At 70.7% G+C, this 18665-nt stretch carries 12 protein-coding genes; 6 read left to right on the top strand and 6 right to left on the bottom strand.

Going from position 1 to position 18665, the window contains the following annotated elements; all coding sequences use genetic code 11:
• Positions 1 to 90: 90 nt before the first annotated feature.
• Genes AB0L59_RS12385 through AB0L59_RS12375 form a run of 3 tightly spaced genes read left to right on the top strand, consistent with a single transcriptional unit; the run spans position 91 to position 2776 of the window.
• Positions 91 to 1329 carry a cytochrome P450 gene (locus AB0L59_RS12385; protein WP_365582029.1) on the top strand — a complete coding sequence of 413 codons (1239 nt, stop codon included), beginning with the start codon at positions 91 to 93 and terminating at the stop codon, positions 1327 to 1329.
• A 35-nt stretch (positions 1330 to 1364) separates the two neighbouring features.
• A complete protein-coding gene (locus tag AB0L59_RS12380; protein WP_365582028.1) occupies positions 1365 to 1574 on the top strand; it encodes a ferredoxin in 210 nt (69 codons plus the stop codon).
• On the top strand, positions 1571 to 2776 hold the full coding sequence (locus AB0L59_RS12375) for an FAD/NAD(P)-binding oxidoreductase (protein WP_365582026.1): 1206 nt from the start codon (positions 1571 to 1573) through the stop codon (positions 2774 to 2776). Before AB0L59_RS12380 ends, AB0L59_RS12375 begins: the two co-directional genes overlap by 4 nt.
• A 203-nt stretch (positions 2777 to 2979) precedes the next feature.
• Here the strand turns inward: AB0L59_RS12375 and AB0L59_RS12370 are convergent, their stop codons facing one another.
• From AB0L59_RS12370 to AB0L59_RS12355, 4 genes are all read right to left on the bottom strand, one after another.
• Positions 2980 to 4296 (bottom strand): hypothetical protein, encoded by a 1317-nt coding sequence (locus AB0L59_RS12370; protein WP_365582024.1) that lies wholly within the window; start codon positions 4294 to 4296, stop codon positions 2980 to 2982.
• 54 nt (positions 4297 to 4350) lie between these two features.
• Positions 4351 to 4932 carry a hypothetical protein gene (locus AB0L59_RS12365; RefSeq protein ID WP_365582023.1) on the bottom strand — a complete coding sequence of 194 codons (582 nt, stop codon included), beginning with the start codon at positions 4930 to 4932 and terminating at the stop codon, positions 4351 to 4353.
• A 178-nt stretch (positions 4933 to 5110) separates the two neighbouring features.
• Entirely contained in the window at positions 5111 to 6304 is a 1194-nt protein-coding gene (locus tag AB0L59_RS12360; protein ID WP_365582022.1) for a cytochrome P450, read from the bottom strand.
• A complete protein-coding gene (locus tag AB0L59_RS12355; RefSeq protein ID WP_365582021.1) occupies positions 6301 to 7689 on the bottom strand; it encodes a cytochrome P450 in 1389 nt (462 codons plus the stop codon). The genes AB0L59_RS12360 and AB0L59_RS12355 overlap by 4 nt, the downstream gene beginning before the upstream one ends.
• A gap of 49 nt (positions 7690 to 7738) precedes the next feature.
• Here AB0L59_RS12355 and AB0L59_RS12350 point away from each other — a divergent pair, with 49 nt between their 5' ends.
• Complete coding sequence (locus AB0L59_RS12350) at positions 7739 to 8977, top strand: beta-ketoacyl-[acyl-carrier-protein] synthase family protein (RefSeq protein WP_365582020.1); 1239 nt, start codon at positions 7739 to 7741, stop codon at positions 8975 to 8977.
• A 42-nt stretch (positions 8978 to 9019) separates the two neighbouring features.
• Here the strand turns inward: AB0L59_RS12350 and AB0L59_RS12345 are convergent, their stop codons facing one another.
• Complete coding sequence (locus AB0L59_RS12345) at positions 9020 to 10549, bottom strand: UDP-N-acetylglucosamine 1-carboxyvinyltransferase (RefSeq protein ID WP_365582019.1); 1530 nt, start codon at positions 10547 to 10549, stop codon at positions 9020 to 9022.
• Positions 10550 to 10993: 444 nt separating this feature from the next.
• Here AB0L59_RS12345 and acnA point away from each other — a divergent pair, with 444 nt between their 5' ends.
• Positions 10994 to 13708: an aconitate hydratase AcnA gene (gene acnA, locus AB0L59_RS12340; RefSeq protein WP_365582018.1), complete on the top strand. Its 2715-nt coding sequence runs from the start codon at positions 10994 to 10996 to the stop codon at positions 13706 to 13708.
• A 421-nt stretch (positions 13709 to 14129) separates the two neighbouring features.
• Positions 14130 to 15632: a HAMP domain-containing sensor histidine kinase gene (locus tag AB0L59_RS12335; protein ID WP_365582017.1), complete on the top strand. Its 1503-nt coding sequence runs from the start codon at positions 14130 to 14132 to the stop codon at positions 15630 to 15632.
• Between the two features lie 4 nt (positions 15633 to 15636).
• Here the strand turns inward: AB0L59_RS12335 and AB0L59_RS12330 are convergent, their stop codons facing one another.
• Positions 15637 to 18330: a SpoIIE family protein phosphatase gene (locus AB0L59_RS12330; RefSeq protein WP_365582016.1), complete on the bottom strand. Its 2694-nt coding sequence runs from the start codon at positions 18328 to 18330 to the stop codon at positions 15637 to 15639.
• Positions 18331 to 18665: the final 335 nt, after the last annotated feature.

Below are 18665 nucleotides of genomic sequence, written 5' to 3'. Positions count from 1 at the left end.
CCTGCTCCGCTGCCACGTCGCGCCCCACGCGCGCCGGGCCCGGTCCCGGTACCGCCCCCCATGTCCGACTTCCGGAAAGGGCGGAGAACCATGAGCACCAACTCGGCACCCGGCACCGACATGCCGTCGGCGCAGGTACCGGACTACCCCATGCCTCGGGCTGCCCGCTGCCCCTTCGACCCGCCGCCGGCCCTGCACACCCTGCAGGACCGGGCTCCGATCAGCCGGGTGCGGCTGTGGGACGGCAGCAGCCCGTGGCTGGTCACGCGCTACGAGGACGTACGGGCTCTACTCGCCGATCCACGGATCGGTTCGGACAGCGACCTCCCGCACTACCCCCATCTGAGCCCGGCCCAAAAGGAGCGCCGGAGGCAGTCGCGGACCTTCATCAACATGGACGATCCGGAGCACGCCCGGCTTCGCCGGATGGTGACCGCGGCCTTTTCCATCAGGCAGGTGGAGGCGCTGCGGCCTGCCATTCAGAAGATCGTCGACGGCCTGATCGACACCATGCTCGCCGGGCCCGAGCCGGTGGACCTGGTGGAGGCGTTCGCGTTGCCGGTGCCGTCACTGGTGATCTGCGAGCTGCTCGGCGTTCCGTATGCCGACCACGGCTTCTTCCAGGCCAACAGCAAGATCCTGATCAGGCGGACCAGCACCGTGGAGCAGGCGCGGGTCGCCACCCAGCAGCTGCTCGAGTACCTGGACCGGCAGATCGGCGTCAAACTCGCCCACCCGGCCGACGACGTGCTCTCCACGCTGGCCGCGCGGGTCAGGGCCGGCGAGCTCTCCCGGCATGAAGCGGCAAGCATGGGGATGCTGCTGCTGACCGCCGGGCACGAGACCACCGCGAACATGATCGCGCTGGGCACCCTGGCCCTGCTCCAGAACCCGGACCAGCTGGACCGGCTGCGCGAGAGCGACGACCCGAAGACGGTCGCCTCGGCGGTCGAGGAACTCCTGCGCTACCTGAGCATCGTGCACAGCGGACGACGCCGGGTGGCCCTGGAGGACATCGAGGTCGGCGGCGTGACCATCCGCGCCGGCGAGGGCGTCGTCCTCGCCAACGACGTCGCCAACCGCGATCCCGACGCCTTCCCCGCCCCCGACCGGCTGGACATCGACCGCAACCCCCGCCACCACGTGGCCTTCGGCTTCGGCGTCCACCAGTGCCTGGGCCAGCCGCTGGCCCGGGTGGAGCTGCAGGTCGTCTACAGCACCCTGTACCGCCGGGTCCCCACGTTGAAGCTCGCCGTGGATCTCGACGAGATCCCGTTCAAGCACGACGGGAGCGTCTACGGCGTCTACGAGCTGCCCGTCACCTGGTGAGCGCGGCCGAGTGCCGTGCTGGAAAGGAGTATCCGATGAAGGTGATCGTCGACCAGAACAAGTGTGTGGCCTCCGGGCAGTGCGTGCTGAGCGCACCGGAGGTGTTCGACCAGCGAGAGGAGGACGGCATCGTCGTCCTGCGCGCCGAGACCCCGCCCGAGCACCTGGCGGCCGACGTCCGGCAGGCCGTCGCCCTCTGTCCGGCCCAGGCGATCTGGGTGGAGGAACAGGGAGACGAGCAGTGAAGCGGATAGTCATCGTGGGAGCCTCGGCCACCGGCCTGACCGCGGCCGAGACCCTCCGTCGCCGCGGCTGGGACGGCTCCCTCACGCTGATCGGTGAGGAATCGCGTCCGCCGTACGACCGGCCGCCCCTGTCCAAGCAGATCCTGACCGGCGCCTGGGGGCCCGAACGTGCCACCCTGCGCTCCCTGCCGGATCTCGCGCGGCTGCGGGCCGACCTGCGGCTCGGGCAGCGCGCCGTCGCCCTGGACGTCCCGAGCCGCAGGGTGCGGCTTGCAGGCGGCGAGAGCATCGGCTTCGACGCTCTGGTCGTCGCCACCGGTGTGGCTCCCCGGCGCCTGCCCGACGGCGATCTGGCCGGAGTCCACGTCCTGCGCACGCTCGACGACGCGATCGCCCTGCGCGCCGCGCTGCGAACCGGGCCCCGGGTGGTCGTGGTCGGTGCCGGATTCCTCGGCACCGAGGTCGCCGCGGCCGCCCGGGCCATGGGGCTGGACGTGACCGTGGCCGAACCGGAGCCGGTCCCGGTGCGGCGCCCGTTCGGGAACCGGATCGGTGCGCTCGTCGCCGGGTTGCACAGGGACCACGGAACACACCTGCGTTGCGGAGTGCCGGTACGCCGGCTGCGCGGCGCCGGCGGCCGGGTGACCGGAGTGGAACTCGGCGACGGCACCACGCTGCCGGCCGACGTCGTCGTCATGGCGCTCGGTGCCGCGCCCGCGACCGGCTGGCTGGAAGGGTCCGGCCTGCGGCTGGGAGACGGGGTGGAGTGCGATGCGTATTGCCAGGCGGCACCCGGGATCTACGCCGCCGGCGATGTCGCCTCCTGGCCCCATGCGCACTTCGGCACCCGCATGCGGCTGGAGCATCGGATGAACGCCACCGAACAGGCCATGGCCGTGGCCGGCAACCTGCTCGGCGACGCGACTCCGTTCGCGCCTGTGCCCTACTTCTGGACCGACCAGTACGACACCAGGATCCAGGCGTACGGGATCTTCCCGCCGGGCGCGGAGACGCGGATCGTCTACGGCGGCACGTCGGACGGCCACTTCGCCGCCGCCTACGGGCACCACGGCAGGGTGGTCGGCGTACTCGGCTGGAACGCCCCTCGTCAGGTACGCACGCTGCGCCGTCTGGTCGTCGACCGCGCTCCCTGGGCGGCTTTCGCGGCCACACAGGAACTCAGCCCGGCAACGGTGAACTGACCGGAACGTCCCGCGGGTGGCAGGTAGGGAGGACCGCCGGTGTGCGTCGCCTCCTACCAGAGGCGCGTCGTCGGGTCCAGCGCGCCGGCAGCATGCACGCCGAGGCCCGGCCCCCGGGGCAGGAACTCGCCCAACTCGTCGGACACGACCCAGGCCGGCCGTTCCCCCTGCGGACGGACAGTCGACACCCTGACGGGCAGTTCCTACCCCCATGCGTCCGCGACCGAGCGCCGCACCACGGACACAGGCGCTCCTTCCCCCATCAGCAGGAGGGCCTGACGCAGCGCCTGCCCGAATCCCTTCGCCGTCCCCGCGATCCGAGGGTCCGCCCGCACCTGAACCAGGAACCGGCCGGCCGTGAGCCGGTACACCACGGCATGGACGCCGTTGCGCTTCTCCAGCCGCTGCGGCGGCCGGGGCTGGAGACCAGCCAGCAGAGGACCGCCCACCGGCGCGGCGGTGGCATCGTCCAGCCGTACCGGCCGGGGTAGGGGAAGGTAGTTGAACGACACCAGTCGATAGAGATCCAGCCGCCGCTGGCCGGTGAAGTCGCTGAGCCACGCGCCGAGCAGGGGTGGCGCCTCGATGCCAGGCTCAGCCCCTTGCCCGGCCCAGGTGTCGAAGTCGCCACTGAGCCGGGGCCCGGGCAGCGAGACGACCGACTCGTAGAACGGCCCGACCGCCCGCAGCGCATCGGTCCCCGTCCTGCCCAGCCGGGCGTAGAGGACCGGTACCGGCTCCTCGTCGCGACGCCAGACCGAGGCGGTGAACTGCACCAGCGCACGCCAGGCCGCCGAAACAGCGACTGAGCGCCGTGCACACCACGCCCGTAGTCCGCCGGCGTCGGCGGCTGTCACCAGGAACTGGTGCGTGTCGTGCGCCTCCCAATGTTCCGGCGGCAGTTCTCGGGTGCCGGGCAGGGAAAGCGAGGTGGCCGGCTGCGGGCAGGCTGCGAAGTGCCGGGCCAGGTCGGTGCGTTCGCTCGGATTCCGGAAACGGGCGGCCAGCACCGGGATTCCAGGCGGCAGCGGCGCGGGCTCCTCGTTGCGCACCCGGCACTGGTAGTCGCGCGTCACCGCGCGCAGCAGTACGGACAGCGAGTAGCCGTCGAGGAAGGCGTGGTCCGCGCCCAGTGCCAGCAGAGTGCGACCTGGCGCGTGCACCGTGAGGCTGAAGGGACGGGCTCCCGCCGCGAGGTCCCCCGGATCGAACAGGAGCGGCAGAATGGCGCTGCGGAACCGTCGTTCGGCCGCTTCAGTGCTGTCCGCCGCGAAGCACGGATGCCGTGGCGGATCGACCGTGCGGCCGCCTGCTCGCGCACCGGCAATCGTCTGCCGGAAGACGTCCGCCGCGTCGAAAACGGAGGCCAGCGCGTCTTCCAGCGCTTGCCGGTCCACGCGTCCGGTCAGTTCGTAGGCGGCCCACGCTTTGGGGAAGTCGTGAAACCGGGGACAGCCTTGATGGTCCGTTCCGGCCCGGCCGAGCAGTTCTCGCTGGAGTCCATAGGGGGCGTGCAGCATCAAGTCACCTGTACAGCGGAGCCGGAACCAGTCCTGTCGTGGTCGAGGTGCCGCTTACGCGGGGTGGATGGACACCTGGATGCTGCCGGTCAGGTTGTTCTTGCCCTCGTCGCAGGACCCGACGGCCGCCTTGGGCGCGAAGTCGGCCACGACCTCCTGGCCGGCGAAGCGGGTGCTGTCGGTGTCGGCGATGCCTCGGTTGATGTTCAGCATCTCGTGATGGGCCGGGTCGCCCTTGCCCATGCCGCTGGCCGACACCCGCGTCTCACCCAGCTTGGTCCCCTGTGCGTTGTACCAGGTGAAGTTCTGGACCAGCTTGTAGGTCTCCTGCTGGGTGCAGCTGAGAAGACCCGAGCCGGTCATGGTGAACGTGCCCCGGGCGATGTGGGGGTTGGCGCCGCTGGGGGACATGCAGTCGTCCACCTCACCGGTGACCTTGAACGTGTCCTGGGTCGGCGTGTATGTCACGGGAGTGGCCAGAGTCACGGTCATGTGACCGACGCAGACCAGGTTTTCGGTGACGGCGGCCTTGGCCGTCGGGGCGGCCTGTACGGGAGCGGCGCCCGCGAACGCGGCGAGGATCACAGCGCCGGCGGACGTCAGAGCGGCGCCCCGCCGCAGGGGGGAAGTACGCATGGTGTTCGTTCCTCTCATGATGCCTGGCACAACAGGCATTGCAGGTCATATCAGCCGGACCGGAAGTGTTCTGACCTCGACACTCCGGCGGCCTCCGCGTCGTGATGTCGTCGGCGGCCCCACCGTTCGTCCGGGCCGTCACCTGGCCGCCGGGGACTCGTACGGCGACAGGGCATGGTCAGCAGGCGATCCCTCCTGTCCGGATGACCAGTCGGCCCGGCCCACGCATCACGACGTTCGGCCGGTGCGTGACCTCGACCAGTTCCGGGTCGACGACCCGGCCGGCGAAGGACTCGAACACCACGGTGGTCTGCAGCCGGGCCAGTGCGGCGCCGAGGCAGAAGTGCGGTCCGGCGGAGAACGCCAGATGGGCTGTCGACCCCCGCTTGATGTCGTACCGATCCGGGTCGGGGAAGGCGCCGGGATCGCGTCCGGCCGCGCCGAGCAGTACCAGGACCAACGTGCGGTCCGGCAGGTCGAGGTCACCGATCCGGTAGCCGCCGCGCACGGTTCGGGCGACCAGTTGCACCGGCGGGTCGTACCGCAGGGCCTCTTCCACCGCGCCCGCGGCGAGCGCCGGGTCGGCGCGCAGGGCCGCGAGCTGGTCCGGGTGGTGCAACAGCGCCAGCAGCGTGTTGCCGATCAGGTTGGCGATCGTCTCGTGGCCCGCGGTCAAGAGCAGGATGAGAGTGCTGATGAGTTCGTCCTCGGTGAGCCGGTCCCCGTTCTCCTCGACGCGGACCAACCGGGAGAGCAAGTCGTCGCCGTCCCGGCCGCGGCGGTGCGCGATCAGGTCCGCGAAATAGGCCGCGAACTCGTGCTGCGCCTGGTCCCGGTCCGCCAGATCCCCACGGAACATCAGCGCGTCCAGGCTTTGGGTGAGCCGATCCGACCAGTCCGCGAAAAGTCCGATGTCGCCGCGCGGGACGCCCAGCATCTCGCAGATGATGCGCAGCGGGAGCGGATACGCCAGCCCGCTCACCACGTCGAATTCGTCCGGGTCGGCGGTGGAAAGCAGTTCGGTGACGATGGCTCGGGCCCGCGGTTCGAGTGCCGCCGCCGCGCGCGGCGTGAACGCCTTGTTCACCAGGCGGCGCAGCCGGGTGTGGTCGGGCGGATCGAGGGTGACGAACATGCGTGTCTGCCGCACCGACGACAGCGCCGGGGCGCGCCGGTAGTCGCTGGACATCGCCGGATCACGCAGCACTCGGTCGCAGTCGCGGTGGCGCGCGACCAACAGCATTGTGCCGCCCGGGCCGACGGTCGCCGGCGACACCTCTCGCAGCCGGCGCAGCAGCGCATACGGGTCGGCCCGGGACGATGGCCGGTTGAGGGCCGCCAGCAGAGCGTTGCGGCTGTCGAGGCCGGTCACAACCGACTCACCGCGTCAGCTGCCGCCCGGTCCACCGCCAGCACAGGCAGGTCTTGCAGCATGCGAACGTGCATCAGCCCGTGCCAGTGGAACCGTTCGGCCAGGATGGTCAAGCGTGCCCCCTGGAGTCGTTCGGCCAGCTCGGGCAGTGCCGCCGTGGCGACGGCGAGTGCCAGCGGCGTGCCCAGGCAGCGGCGGCGGCCGCGTCCGAACGACAGGTGCGTCACCTCGCGTCGGCGGGGGTCGAAGCGGTCAGGCGCCGTGAACCGGGCCGGATCCCGGTTGGCGGCCGCGATGAGCGGATACACCAAGTCGCCGGCCTTGATACGGGTCCCTGCGAAGGTGATGTCCCGGAGGGCGATGCGGATCTGTCCCCACGGCGAGGGAGGCTGCCAGCGCAGCAGTTCGGCAACGCAGGCGTCGGTGTCGCTGCGCGTGGCGAGTTGCTGCCGAACCGCGGCATCGCCGATCATCGCGCACGCACCGTTGGCAAGCAGGGCAGCAGTTGTCTCATAGCCGGTGGCCAGGAGGATTTTGATCATCGAGGAGATCTCCGGCCGGCTGATCAGGCCCCGCTCCGTATGTGCTTTCAGCAGCACGGCGATCAGGCTGTCCTCCTCCGGCCGTGGCTCACGCATGATGTGCAGAGTGAGCCGATGCAGAGCCAGCATCGAGCGGCGCCAGCGCTCGCTCTCCGGGGCGATCCAGCCGCTGACCACGTGCAGGTGCTCGGTGAGAGCCGGCAGCAGGGCGTCTCTGATGCCGAGCAGCCGGCCGATGATGCGCAAGGGGATGGGGACGGCGAAGTCGGCGACCAGGTCCATGGTCCGGCGCCCGGCGAGTCGCTCCACCACGTCGTGGACGACTGAGTCGATGAACGGCTGCAGTCCCTCGATCCGCCGCCTGTTGAAGAACGGTGCCACCAGGCGCAGCAGCCGCTGATGGTCGGTGCCGTCGGAGTTGAACAGGTTGCTCGGCTTGGCCGCGAAGTAGTCCTCGCCATGGCGACGCATGCCGTAGCCGTAGGCCGGACAGGGCACGTCACTCCAGTCCCGCGTGAATCCCTCCGACCGCAACAACGCCAGCACGTCGTCGTAGCGCGTCACCGCCCAGACCCGCAGACCGTCCGGGAACTCCACACGCTGCACCGGACCAGCCTCTCGCCACATCCGGTAATCGGGTTGAAGATCCCGGCAGTGCACCGGCAGGCCGATCCGCCATACCGGGCTGGCTGGCGACATGTGCACCCGACCTCCATGATCCGCGCGACCTGAGCGAGCCAGACCATAGCGGGAACAACGGGCATCATGGAAATCAAGACCACTTAGCGGCAAAAGGCATACAACTCCACTGAAAAACAGTACATGTCCGTCGAAGATGGGCATTTCCGGTCTCTGTACCTATGGCCGCTTCCGCGTGTGATTGCATGCCCGCATGGACGTCATTCGCACGGGTAGCCCGGCGCCCGCAGCCGTCGCGATCACCGGGTGGGGCGCCACCACCCCGCTCGGCGGCACCGCGACCGACACCTGGCAGAATCTGGTCTCCGGCAAGAGCGGCGTGCGGCGCCTGGAGGAACCCTGGGTCGATTGCGTCGACGTGCGGATCGGCGCGCCACTGGCCGTCGACACCGATCACGCGCTGGACCGGGTCACCCGCCGCAGGACCGACCGCTGCCAGCAGGTCGCACTCATCGCGGCCCGGGAAGCCTGGAAACACGCCGGCTCACCGGACGTGGAACGCGAGCGACTCGCCGTCGTCATGGGGACCAGCGTGGGCGGCGCCCGCACGCTCCTGCAACAGGACGCCGCACGCCGGGAGAAAGGTGGGCGCGCCGTTTCACCTTTCACCATTCCGATGATGCTGCCCAACGGGCCGGCCACAGCCATCTCGCTGGACTTGCGCGCACGCGCTGGTGTTCACTCCCCGGTCAGCGCGTGCGCCGCCGGGGCCGAGGCACTCGCCACGGCGGCAGACATGGTCGCTTGGGGCCGCGCGGACGTGGTCGTGGCCGGCGGCGCGGATGCCTGCATCAGACCTCTGTCGATCAGCGGCTTCGACCGGATCGGAGCCCTGGCCCGACGCAACGACGACCCGTCCGGCGCCAGCCGCCCGTTCGCCGCCGACCGCTGCGGCTTCGTGCTGGCCGAGGGCGCAGCCGCCCTGGTTCTGGAACGCGCCGACCACGCACGCGCCCGCGGCGCTCGTATCCTGGGCATTCTTGCCGGGCAGGGCATCACCAGCGACGGGCACCACCTCACGACCCCTCTTCGGTCCGAACAGGCCCGCGCCATCCGCTTCGCACTTGCGGCGGCAGGCCTGTCTCCTGCGGACGTGGCACTCGTCAGCGCGCACGCCACCGGTACTCCAGCCGGCGACCACACGGAGGCCCAGGCCATCGCCGAGGTGCTCGGGCCACACCCGGCGGTGACCGCGATCAAGTCGGCGACCGGACACACGCTCGGCGCGGCCGGAGCCCTCGCAGCCATCATGACCTTGCTGTCCATTCAGGAAGATCTGATTCCGGCCACTCTCAACCTCGGCAACCGCGACCCCCGGATCGACCTCGACCTGATCGTCGAGGAGCCCCGCCGGCAGCCGGTGCCCGCCGCACTCGTCCAAGCCTTCGGCTTCGGCGGTCAGAACGTCGTCCTTGCCTTCCACCGGCCTTGACCGGGCCATGAGTCGTCGAGGAGTCCCAGCGGCGCCAGGTGCTCAGATGTCCCGGAAGATCTCGATCTGCGCCCCGATCGAGTTCAGGCGCTCGGCGAGGTCCTCGTAACCCCGGTTGATGACGTACACGTTGCGCAGCACCGACGTGCCCTCCGCCGCCATCATCGCCAGCAGGACGACCACCGCGGGGCGCAGCGCCGGCGGGCACATCATCTCGGCGGCGCGCCAGCGGGTCGGGCCCTCGACCAGCACGCGGTGCGGGTCCAGGAGTTGGAGGCGGCCACCGAGGCGGTTGAGGTCGGTGAGGTAGATCGCCCGGTTGTCGTAGACCCAGTCGTGGATGAGCGTCTTGCCCTGCGCGGTGGCCGCGATGGCCGCGAAGAAGGGGACGTTGTCGATGTTCAGGCCCGGGAACGGCATCGGGTGGATCTTGTCGATCGGCGCCTCCAGCTTCGAGGGGCGGACGGTGAGGTCGACAAGGCGTGTGCGGCCGTTGTCCGCGCAGTACTCGGGGCTGCGGTCGTGGTCGAGGCCCATCTCCTCCAGGACCGCCAGCTCGATCTCCAGGAACTCGATCGGCACGCGCCGCACGGTCAGTTCGGACTCGGTGACCACCGCGGCGGCCAGCAGGCTCATCGCCTCGACCGGGTCCTCGGAGGGGGAGTAGTCCACGTCGACGTCGATGTTCGGCACGCCGTGCACGGTGAGCGTGGTGGTGCCGATGCCCTCGACCTTGACGCCGAGCGCCTCCAGGAAGAAACACAGGTCCTGGACCATGTAGTTGGAGGAGGCGTTGCGGATCACCGTCACGCCGTCGTGCCGGGCGGCGGCCAGCAGCGCGTTCTCGGTCACGGTGTCGCCGCGCTCGGTCAGCACGATCGGCCGGTCCGGGCGGACGGCGCGGTCGACCTGCGCGTGGTACTGCCCCTCGGTGGCCGCGATGTCCAGGCCGAACCGGCGCAGCGCGATCATGTGCGGTTCGATGGTCCGCGTGCCCAGGTCGCAGCCGCCGGCGTACGGCAGTTTGAAGCGGTCCATGCGGTGCAGCAGCGGCCCGAAGAACATGATGATCGAGCGGGTGCGCACGGCGGCCTCCGCGTCGATGGCGGCCATCTCCAGCTCGGCCGGCGGCACCAGCTCCAGGTCGACGCCGTCGTTGATCCAGCGGGTGCGCACACCGATGGAGTTGAGCACCTCCAGCAGCCGGTACACCTCCTCGATCCGCGCGACCCGGCGCAGCACCGTGCGCCCCCTGTTGAGCAGCGAGGCGCACAGCAGCGCCACACAGGCGTTCTTGCTGGTCTTGACGTCGATGGCACCGGACAGCCGACGGCCGCCGACGACTCGCAGATGCATCGGCCCCGCGTAACCCAGCGACACGATCTCGCTGTCCAGGGCCTCACCGATGCGGGCGATCATCTCAAGGCTGATGTTCTGGTTCCCGCGCTCGATGCGGTTGACCGCGCTCTGACTGGTGCCGAGCGCCTCCGCGAGCTGCGTCTGTGTCCAGCCTCGGTGCTGCCGGGCGTCACGGATGAGCTTGCCGATGCGTACGAGGTAGTCGTCTGCCATGGGGTTGAGGTTATCTCAGATATGAGATGGCGCTTGTGTGGGGGGTCCATTCGGGTGACAGCGCGTCAGTCGACCGGCGCCTCTGCCGGTTTGCCGGGATGGGCGGGTGTGCCACGGACCCTTCGTCCGGTTACCCCCGTTTGGCGTATTGATGGGCGAAGAACGTGTGGCGCCGACGCCCCCGGGCGCCCTTCCGGCCCGTGCCGGTCCTCGTGGACCGACGTGTGAGCCATGCCACCGGACTCCGGCGTGCCCCCGGGCGTCCGGGCATGACCATCCAGCGCCCATGTACTAGAGTTATCTCGACATCGAGATATCTGCCAGGCGCACCGCGGTCGCCACCCGCTAAGGTTTACCTAACTTAGCCTTACCTTAGCGGATCGGCCCAGCCAGGGTGGCGGCACGATTGACGGTGGTACGCGCACATCAATGAAGGAGACTGTCGTGTCGGCGAACAGCTTCGACGCCCGCAGCACGCTGCAGGTGGGCGACGAGTCGTACGAGATCTTCCGGCTGGACAAGGTGGAGGGCTCGGCCCGCCTGCCGTACAGCCTCAAGGTCCTGCTGGAGAACCTGCTCCGCACGGAGGACGGCGCGAACATCACCGCCGACCACATCCGCGCCCTCGGCAACTGGGACTCCCAGGCCCAGCCCAGCCAGGAGATCCAGTTCACGCCGGCCCGCGTGATCATGCAGGACTTCACCGGCGTGCCCTGTGTCGTGGACCTCGCGACCATGCGTGAGGCCGTGAAGGAGCTCGGCGGCGACCCCGCCAAGATCAACCCGCTGGCCCCGGCCGAGCTGGTCATCGACCACTCGGTCATCGCCGACAAGTTCGGCACCAACGACGCCTTCAAGCAGAACGTCGAGCTGGAGTACGGCCGCAACAAGGAGCGCTACCAGTTCCTGCGCTGGGGCCAGACCGCGTTCGACGAGTTCAAGGTCGTCCCGCCGGGCACCGGCATCGTGCACCAGGTGAACATCGAGCACCTGGCCCGTGTCGTCATGGTCCGCGACGGCAAGGCCTACCCCGACACCCTGGTCGGCACCGACTCGCACACCACGATGGTCAACGGCCTGGGTGTCCTCGGCTGGGGTGTGGGCGGCATCGAGGCCGAGGCCGCCATGCTCGGCCAGCCGGTCTCCATGCTCATCCCGCGCGTCGTCGGCTTCAAGCTCACCGGTGAGCTCAAGCCCGGCACCACCGCCACCGACCTCGTGCTCACCATCACCGAGATGCTCCGCAAGCACGGTGTGGTCGGCAAGTTCGTCGAGTTCTACGGCGAGGGCGTGGCCGCCACCTCGCTCGCCAACCGCGCCACCATCGGCAACATGTCGCCGGAGTTCGGCTCCACCGCCGCGATCTTCCCGATCGACGACGAGACCCTGAACTACCTGCGTCTGACCGGCCGCTCCGAGCAGCAGGTCGCGCTCGTCGAGGCCTACGCCAAGCAGCAGGGCCTCTGGCTGGACCCGAAGGCCGAGCCGGACTTCTCCGAGAAGCTCGAGCTGGACCTGTCCACGGTCGTCCCCTCCATCGCCGGCCCGAAGCGCCCGCAGGACCGCATCGTCCTCGCGAACGCCGCCGAGCAGTTCAAGCAGGACGTCCGCAACTACGTCGACAGCGTCGACGAGGCGGGCAAGGAGTCCTTCCCGGCCTCCGACGCCCCGGCCGCCGTCAACGGCGTCCCGTCGAGCCCGGTCACCGTGACCGCCCCCGACGGCACCACGTACGAGATCGACCACGGTGCGGTGACGGTCGCGGCCATCACCTCCTGCACCAACACCTCCAACCCGTACGTCATGATCGGCGCCGCCCTGGTCGCCAAGAAGGCGGTCGAGAAGGGCCTGACCCGCAAGCCGTGGGTCAAGTCCACCCTCGCCCCGGGTTCGAAGGTCGTCACCGACTACTTCGAGAAGGCCGGCCTCACCCCGTACCTGGACAAGCTGGGCTTCAACCTCGTCGGTTACGGCTGCACCACGTGCATCGGCAACTCCGGCCCGCTGCCGGAGGAGGTCTCCAAGGCCGTCAACGACCACGACCTCGCCGTCACCTCGGTCCTCTCCGGCAACCGGAACTTCGAGGGCCGTATCAACCCCGACGTCAAGATGAACTACCTGGCCTCCCCGCCGCTGGTCGTCGCCTACGCCATCGCGGGCTCCATGAAGGTGGACATCACCCGTGACGCCCTGGGCACCGACCAGGACGGCAACCCGGTCTACCTGAAGGACATCTGGCCGACCGAGGCCGAGGTCAACGACGTCGTCGCCAACGCCATCGGCGAGGACATGTTCAACAAGTCCTACTCCGACGTCTTCGCGGGCGACGCCCAGTGGCAGGCGCTGCCGATCCCGACCGGCAACACCTTCGAGTGGGACCCCGAGTCGACCTACGTCCGCAAGCCCCCCTACTTCGAGGGCATGGAGATGGAGCCAGCCCCGGTCTCCGACATCTCCGGCGCCCGCGTGCTCGCCAAGCTGGGCGACTCGGTCACCACCGACCACATCTCCCCGGCCGGTGCCATCAAGGCCGACACCCCGGCCGGCAAGTACCTCACCGAGCACGGTGTGGAGCGTCGTGACTTCAACTCCTACGGCTCCCGCCGTGGCAACCACGAGGTCATGATCCGCGGTACGTTCGCCAACATCCGCCTGCGCAACCAGATCGCGCCGGGCACCGAGGGCGGCTACACGCGTGACTTCACGCAGGAGGGCGGCCCGGTCTCCTTCATCTACGACGCCTCGCAGAACTACCAGGCCGCCGGCATCCCGCTGGTCGTCCTGGCCGGTAAGGAGTACGGCTCCGGTTCGTCCCGCGACTGGGCGGCCAAGGGCACGGCGCTCCTCGGTGTGAAGGCCGTCATCGCCGAGTCGTACGAGCGCATCCACCGCTCGAACCTCATCGGCATGGGTGTCCTGCCGCTGCAGTTCCCGGAGGGCGCCTCCGCCCAGTCCCTCGGCCTGACCGGTGAGGAGACCTTCTCCTTCTCCGGTGTCACCGAGCTGAACGACGGCACCACGCCGCGCACGGTCAAGGTCACCACCGACACCGGTGTCGAGTTCGACGCGGTCGTCCGCATCGACACCCCCGGTGAGGCCGACTACTACCGCAACGGCGGCATCATGCAGTACGTGCTGCGCAACCTGATCCGCAAGTAAGCGGTACGGCGGTACGGCACAGCCGTCGAGGGCCGCGTCCCCGGTGCCGGGGACGCGGCCCTTCGCCGTACCGCGGCAGGCCCGGTCATCGCCCCGGCTCAGGTGGAACACAGCCTTCTCTCAGCGGACCGGCACACGATTGCCACATGTCTGGCGCTCCCGGGTCCCACACCGGCCACCTCCACACGCCGAACGTCCACGACGAGCCGGCCCCCACCGGATCCGCCGCCCTGGTGCGGGCGCACGAGAGCTCGGGAGGTCGCGCGGCGACGGCGGCCGAGGGCCGTCCGGGGCGGGCCGATCCCCAGCATTCCCGGCCTCGCTCGAACCCGGGGGCACCCCCGTCGCTGCGGAGCCGCGCGTCGATACGGCTCGCGCCCCTGCGGGACGCGCCCGCGGCCCCGCCGACAGGGAGGTCCAGATGACGCGGCGCCCCCTGCGCACCCGCCTGCCGCTCCTGCTCACCGCCACCCTCGTCTGCGTGTGCGCCGCGCTCGCACTCACCACCGTCTTCATCCAACGCGTCTATCTGATGGGCGAGTTGGACGGCCGGGTGGCCGACGCCGCCGAGCACGGGGTGACCGGTGCCGCACGCCACCCCGAACGCCCGGCCGACCTGACCTTCCTCGGCACCGGAGGCCACCCGCCGGGGCTGCTCGCCGCCCGGTTCGGCCCCGGCGGGGACGTTCTGGCCGCCGCGGTGGTCCGCCGGGACGCCGAGCCCGCCGGGCTCACCGCGGCCCAGCGCGCCGCCCTGGCCGGTGTCCCCGACGACGGAGCGGCCCACACCCGCTCGGTCCCCGGACTCGGCACCTACCGCGTGACCGCCCTCGACGCGAGCGGCATCCGCGTCCTGGCCGGCCTGCCCACGGCCGACGTACGGCACACCCTCGACGCACTGGTCCGCGTCGAGACCGCGGCCACCGCCGCCGCGCTCGTCCTGGCGGGCGGCCCCTGCGCCCTCGTCGTACGGCGGCAGCTGCGCCCGCTCGGCCGGGTCGCCGCCACCGCCGCCCAGGTCGCCCGGGAGCCGCTCGGACCGGACCGGCCCACCGCACTCGCCCGGATTCCCGCGCCCGACACCGACCCCGGCACCGAGGCCGGCCAGGTCGGTGCGGCCCTCAACCGCATGATCGACCAGGTCGAGGCCGCGCTCGCCGCACACCGGCGCGGCGAGGAGCGGATGCGCCGCTTCATCGCGGACGCGGGCCACGAACTGCGCACCCCGCTCGCCTCCATCGCCGGCTACGCCGAGCTGATGAACCGCGGCACCGGGCCGGGCGGCACCGCCGACCTCGCCTGGCGACGGATCGGCGCGGAGTCGGCCCGGATGACCGGCGTGGTGGAGGACCTGCTGCTGCTCGCCCGTCTCGCGGAGGACCGGCCCCTGCAGGCGGCCGAGGTGGACCTCGCGCTGCTGGCCGCGGAGGCGGTACGGGAGGCCCGTACGGCCGGCGCCGACCATGTGTGGCGGCTCGAGCCCCCTCTGGAGTCCCCGCTGTCGGTCATCGGCGACGGACCGCGCCTGCGGCAGGTGCTGTCCGCCCTGCTGGTCAACGCCCGGGTGCACACCCCGCCGGGTACGACGGTCACCGTCGCCGTCGGGACCGGAGCCGGTGGCCACACCGTGCGCGTCCGCGACGACGGTCCGGGCATCCCGCGCGAGCTCCTTCCCACGGTCTTCGACCCCTTCACCCGTGCCGACCCCTCCCGCAGCCGCACGGGCCTCAGCGAGGGCGGCTCGGGGCTGGGTCTCGCGGTGGCGGCGGCGGTCACCCGTGCCCATGGCGGCGCGGTCCGCGTGGACAGTGTTCCGGGCCGGACCGAGTTCACCGTCGAGTTCCCCGCGGCCGGACGCCGTGCGCCGGTCCGCCTGCCCGCCACCGGGCGCCCGGCCTCCCGCCCGCTCGGCAGCTCCGCCTGACCCCTCAGTCCGCGAGGAACTCACCGAGGTCCGGCACCGCGAGCTCGGCCCAGATCACCTTGCCCTGCGGGGTGTACCGGGTGCCCCAGCGCTCGGCCAGCTGCGCGACCAGGAACAGGCCCCGTCCGCCCTCGTCGGTGGTCGCCGCGTACCGCAGATGCGGCGAGGTGCTGCTGCCGTCGGCCACCTCGCAGATCAGCGTGCGGTCGTGGATCAGCCGCACATGGATCGGGTCGGAGCCGTAGCGGATGGCATTGGTGATCAGCTCGCTCAGCACGAGTTCCATCCCGAAGCCCAGCTCGGACAGGCCCCACTCCGCGAGCTTCTCGGACACGGCGGCGCGCATCCCCGACACGGCGGCCGGATCGCCGGGCACGTCCCAGTCGGCGACCCGCTCCGGCGGCAGCACCCGGGTGCGCGCGATGAGCAGGGCGATGTCGTCGGTGGGACGCTCCGGCAGCAGATCCTCCAGCACCGCCCGGCAGGTCTCCTCCGGCGCCCGGTCGGGATGGCCCGCCAGCGACCGGCGCAGCAGCTCCATGCCGACGTCCAGGTCGCGCGAGCGGTCCTCGACCAGGCCGTCGGTGTACAGGGCGAGCTGGCTGCCCTCCGGCACCTCGAACTCGGCCGCCTGGAACGGCATGCCGCCCAGGCCCAGCGGTGGGCCGGCCGGCAGATCGGGGAACGTGGCAGTGCCGTCGGGGAGGACCAGCACGGGCGCCAGATGTCCGGCACGCGCCATCACACAGCGGCGGGTCACCGGGTCGTAGATCGCGTACAGGCAGGTGGCGCCCACGATCTCACCGGCCGTCTCGGGGCAGGCCTCGTCCTGGTCGATGCGGCCGACCAGGTCGTCCATGTGGCTGAGCAGCTCGTCGGGCGGCAGGTCGAGAGTGGAGAAGTTGTGCACCGCGGTCCGCAGCCGGCCCATCGTCGCGGCGGCGTGCAGACCGTGACCGACCACGTCGCCGACGGCCAGCGCCACCCGGCTGCCCGGCAGCGGGATCACGTCGAACCAGTCGCCGCTCACCCCCGACTGGGCGGGCAGATAGCGGTAGGCCACGTCCAGGGCGCTCTGCGCGGGCAGCGCCCGGGGCAGCAGGCTGCGCTGGAGGGTCACGGCCAGGGCGTGCTCGCGGGTGTACCGGCGGGCGTTGTCGATACTGATCGCCGCCCGGGCCACCAGCTCCTCCGCCAGCGACAGTTCCTCCTCGTCGAAGGGCTCACCCTTGGACCGCCAGAAGTTGGCCATGCCCAGCACGATGCCGCGCGCCTGGATGGGGGCGGCGATGAGCGAGTGGATGCCGTAGTCCAGGATCTGCCGGGCGCGCTGCGGATCCTGCGCGGTCCAGTCGTCCGCGTCCGACAGGTCGGTCACCAGCTCGGAACGGCCGGCGCGGTAGCCGCGGGCCTGCGGGGTGGAGGGCAGGAAGTCGATCAGCCTGCCCTTCTCGTAGAGGGGGTGGTCGTCCCGGATGCCGCCCACGGTCACGCGCCGCATGCCCGTCGCCGTGGGCGCCGGCTCCTCGCCGTGCAGCACGGCGTCGGCCAGGTCCACGGTGACGAAGTCGGCGAAGCGGGGTACGGCGATCCGGGCCAGTTCCTCGGCCGTCCGGATCACGTCGAGGCTGCTGCCGATGCCCAGCCCCGCGTCGTACAGCAGCTCCAGGCGCTCCCGTGTCACCTCGGCCCTGCCGGTGATGGCCTGGAGCTCGGTGCAGTCGCGGAGCGTGGCCACGGTGCCGCAGGGGCCTCCCGCGCGGTTGGTGGGCCGCTGGTTGACCGCCAGCAGCCGTCCCCCCGCGAAGTGCACCTCGTCGGAGGCGGCGCGCCCGGAGGCGAGCAGGTCCGCCGTCGCGGGATCGAGGCCCGGCAGCTCCCGCACATCGCTGCCCTCGGCGTCGGTGGGCAGCTCCAGCAGCCGCCTGGCCTCGTCGTTGACCAGCAGCAGCCGCCCGTCGTCCCCGACGATGAGCACGCCCTCGCGCACCGAGTGCAGCACCGTGTCGTGGTGCTCGTACATGCGGGTCATCTCGTCCGGCGCCAGGCTGTGCGTCTGCCGCCGCAGCCGCCGGCCCACCAGGGCCGTGCCGCCGGTCGACACCACCAGCGCCCCGGCCCCGGCGGCCAGGATGATCGGCAACTGGCGGTTCACCTCGCTGGTCACGTTCTTCACCTTGAGTCCGGCGGAGACGAGCGCGGCGACCTTGCCGTGAGCGCCGAAGACGGGAACGGTCGCCTGTTCCTCGTGGCCGAGCGGTCCGTGGACCTCTTCGGTGTAGACCTTCCCGGCCAGTGAGGGACCGATCTGGCCGACGAACCGGTGCCCGATCTTGCTCGGCAGGGGGTGGGTGTAGCGGATCCCGTTGGTGTTCATGACGACGATGAAGTCGACGCCCGCGGCCTTGCGTGCCGCCTCGGTGAGGGGCTGGAGCACCTTGGTCGGGTCGGGTGCGCGCAGCGCCTGCAGCACGCCGGGGGAGTGCGCGAAGGTCTGCGCGACGGCGATGGACCGGCGCCTGGCCTCGCTGCTGGTGTCGTGTTCCGACTGCAGCACGAGCGCGATGACGCCGCAGACCACGAGCAGGACCACCAGGGCCACCTGCAGAAGGAAGACCTGCCCGGCGACGCTGCGCCGGCTCCTGACGGCGCTGGAGCGCCTGGAGCTACGACCGAGCCGGGCGGATACGTCCCACATGCGGCATTTGTAGCACCGGGAGGTTCTGTTGCCTATGGCCGATCCCGGAGGCGGGCACATTTTCGTCGCCTCATTCGCCACACAAGAAGACTCTCGCCCCTCTGGCCACAAAGGTGGCGAGCCTGTTTCGTCCTGCGATCGGTCGCTCTGGGCGGACCCGGTGGTCGTGTCCACCGGGTCCGCGAGCCGGGCGGCTGAGGGGGGTGAACACCCGCCCGGGCGGTGCAGGCTTGTGAGATCGGCCACAATGGGCCGAGACAACGTTGTCTTGCTTGCACACGACTTTACCGCCTCAACGGACAACGATGTCAACCCACTTGGTGTCACCGGTGGCA

This window comes from Streptomyces sp. NPDC052109 (assembly GCF_040680195.1).
Taxonomy (GTDB): domain Bacteria; phylum Actinomycetota; class Actinomycetes; order Streptomycetales; family Streptomycetaceae; genus Streptomyces.
Note: the sequence above shows the minus strand (reverse complement) of the source record. Positions and strands in the feature narration are given on the sequence as shown.

Coding starts and splice junctions, on each gene's coding strand:
- AB0L59_RS12385 (WP_365582029.1), top strand. CDS start 91: ATGAGCACCAACTCGGCACCCGGCACCGACATGCCGTCGGCGCAGGTA.
- AB0L59_RS12380 (WP_365582028.1), top strand. CDS start 1,365: ATGAAGGTGATCGTCGACCAGAACAAGTGTGTGGCCTCCGGGCAGTGC.
- AB0L59_RS12370 (WP_365582024.1), bottom strand. CDS start 4,296: ATGCTGCACGCCCCCTATGGACTCCAGCGAGAACTGCTCGGCCGGGCC.
- AB0L59_RS12365 (WP_365582023.1), bottom strand. CDS start 4,932: ATGCGTACTTCCCCCCTGCGGCGGGGCGCCGCTCTGACGTCCGCCGGC.
- AB0L59_RS12355 (WP_365582021.1), bottom strand. CDS start 7,689: ATGCCCATCTTCGACGGACATGTACTGTTTTTCAGTGGAGTTGTATGC.
- AB0L59_RS12350 (WP_365582020.1), top strand. CDS start 7,739: ATGGACGTCATTCGCACGGGTAGCCCGGCGCCCGCAGCCGTCGCGATC.
- AB0L59_RS12345 (WP_365582019.1), bottom strand. CDS start 10,549: ATGGCAGACGACTACCTCGTACGCATCGGCAAGCTCATCCGTGACGCC.
- AB0L59_RS12335 (WP_365582017.1), top strand. CDS start 14,130: ATGACGCGGCGCCCCCTGCGCACCCGCCTGCCGCTCCTGCTCACCGCC.
- AB0L59_RS12330 (WP_365582016.1), bottom strand. CDS start 18,330: ATGTGGGACGTATCCGCCCGGCTCGGTCGTAGCTCCAGGCGCTCCAGC.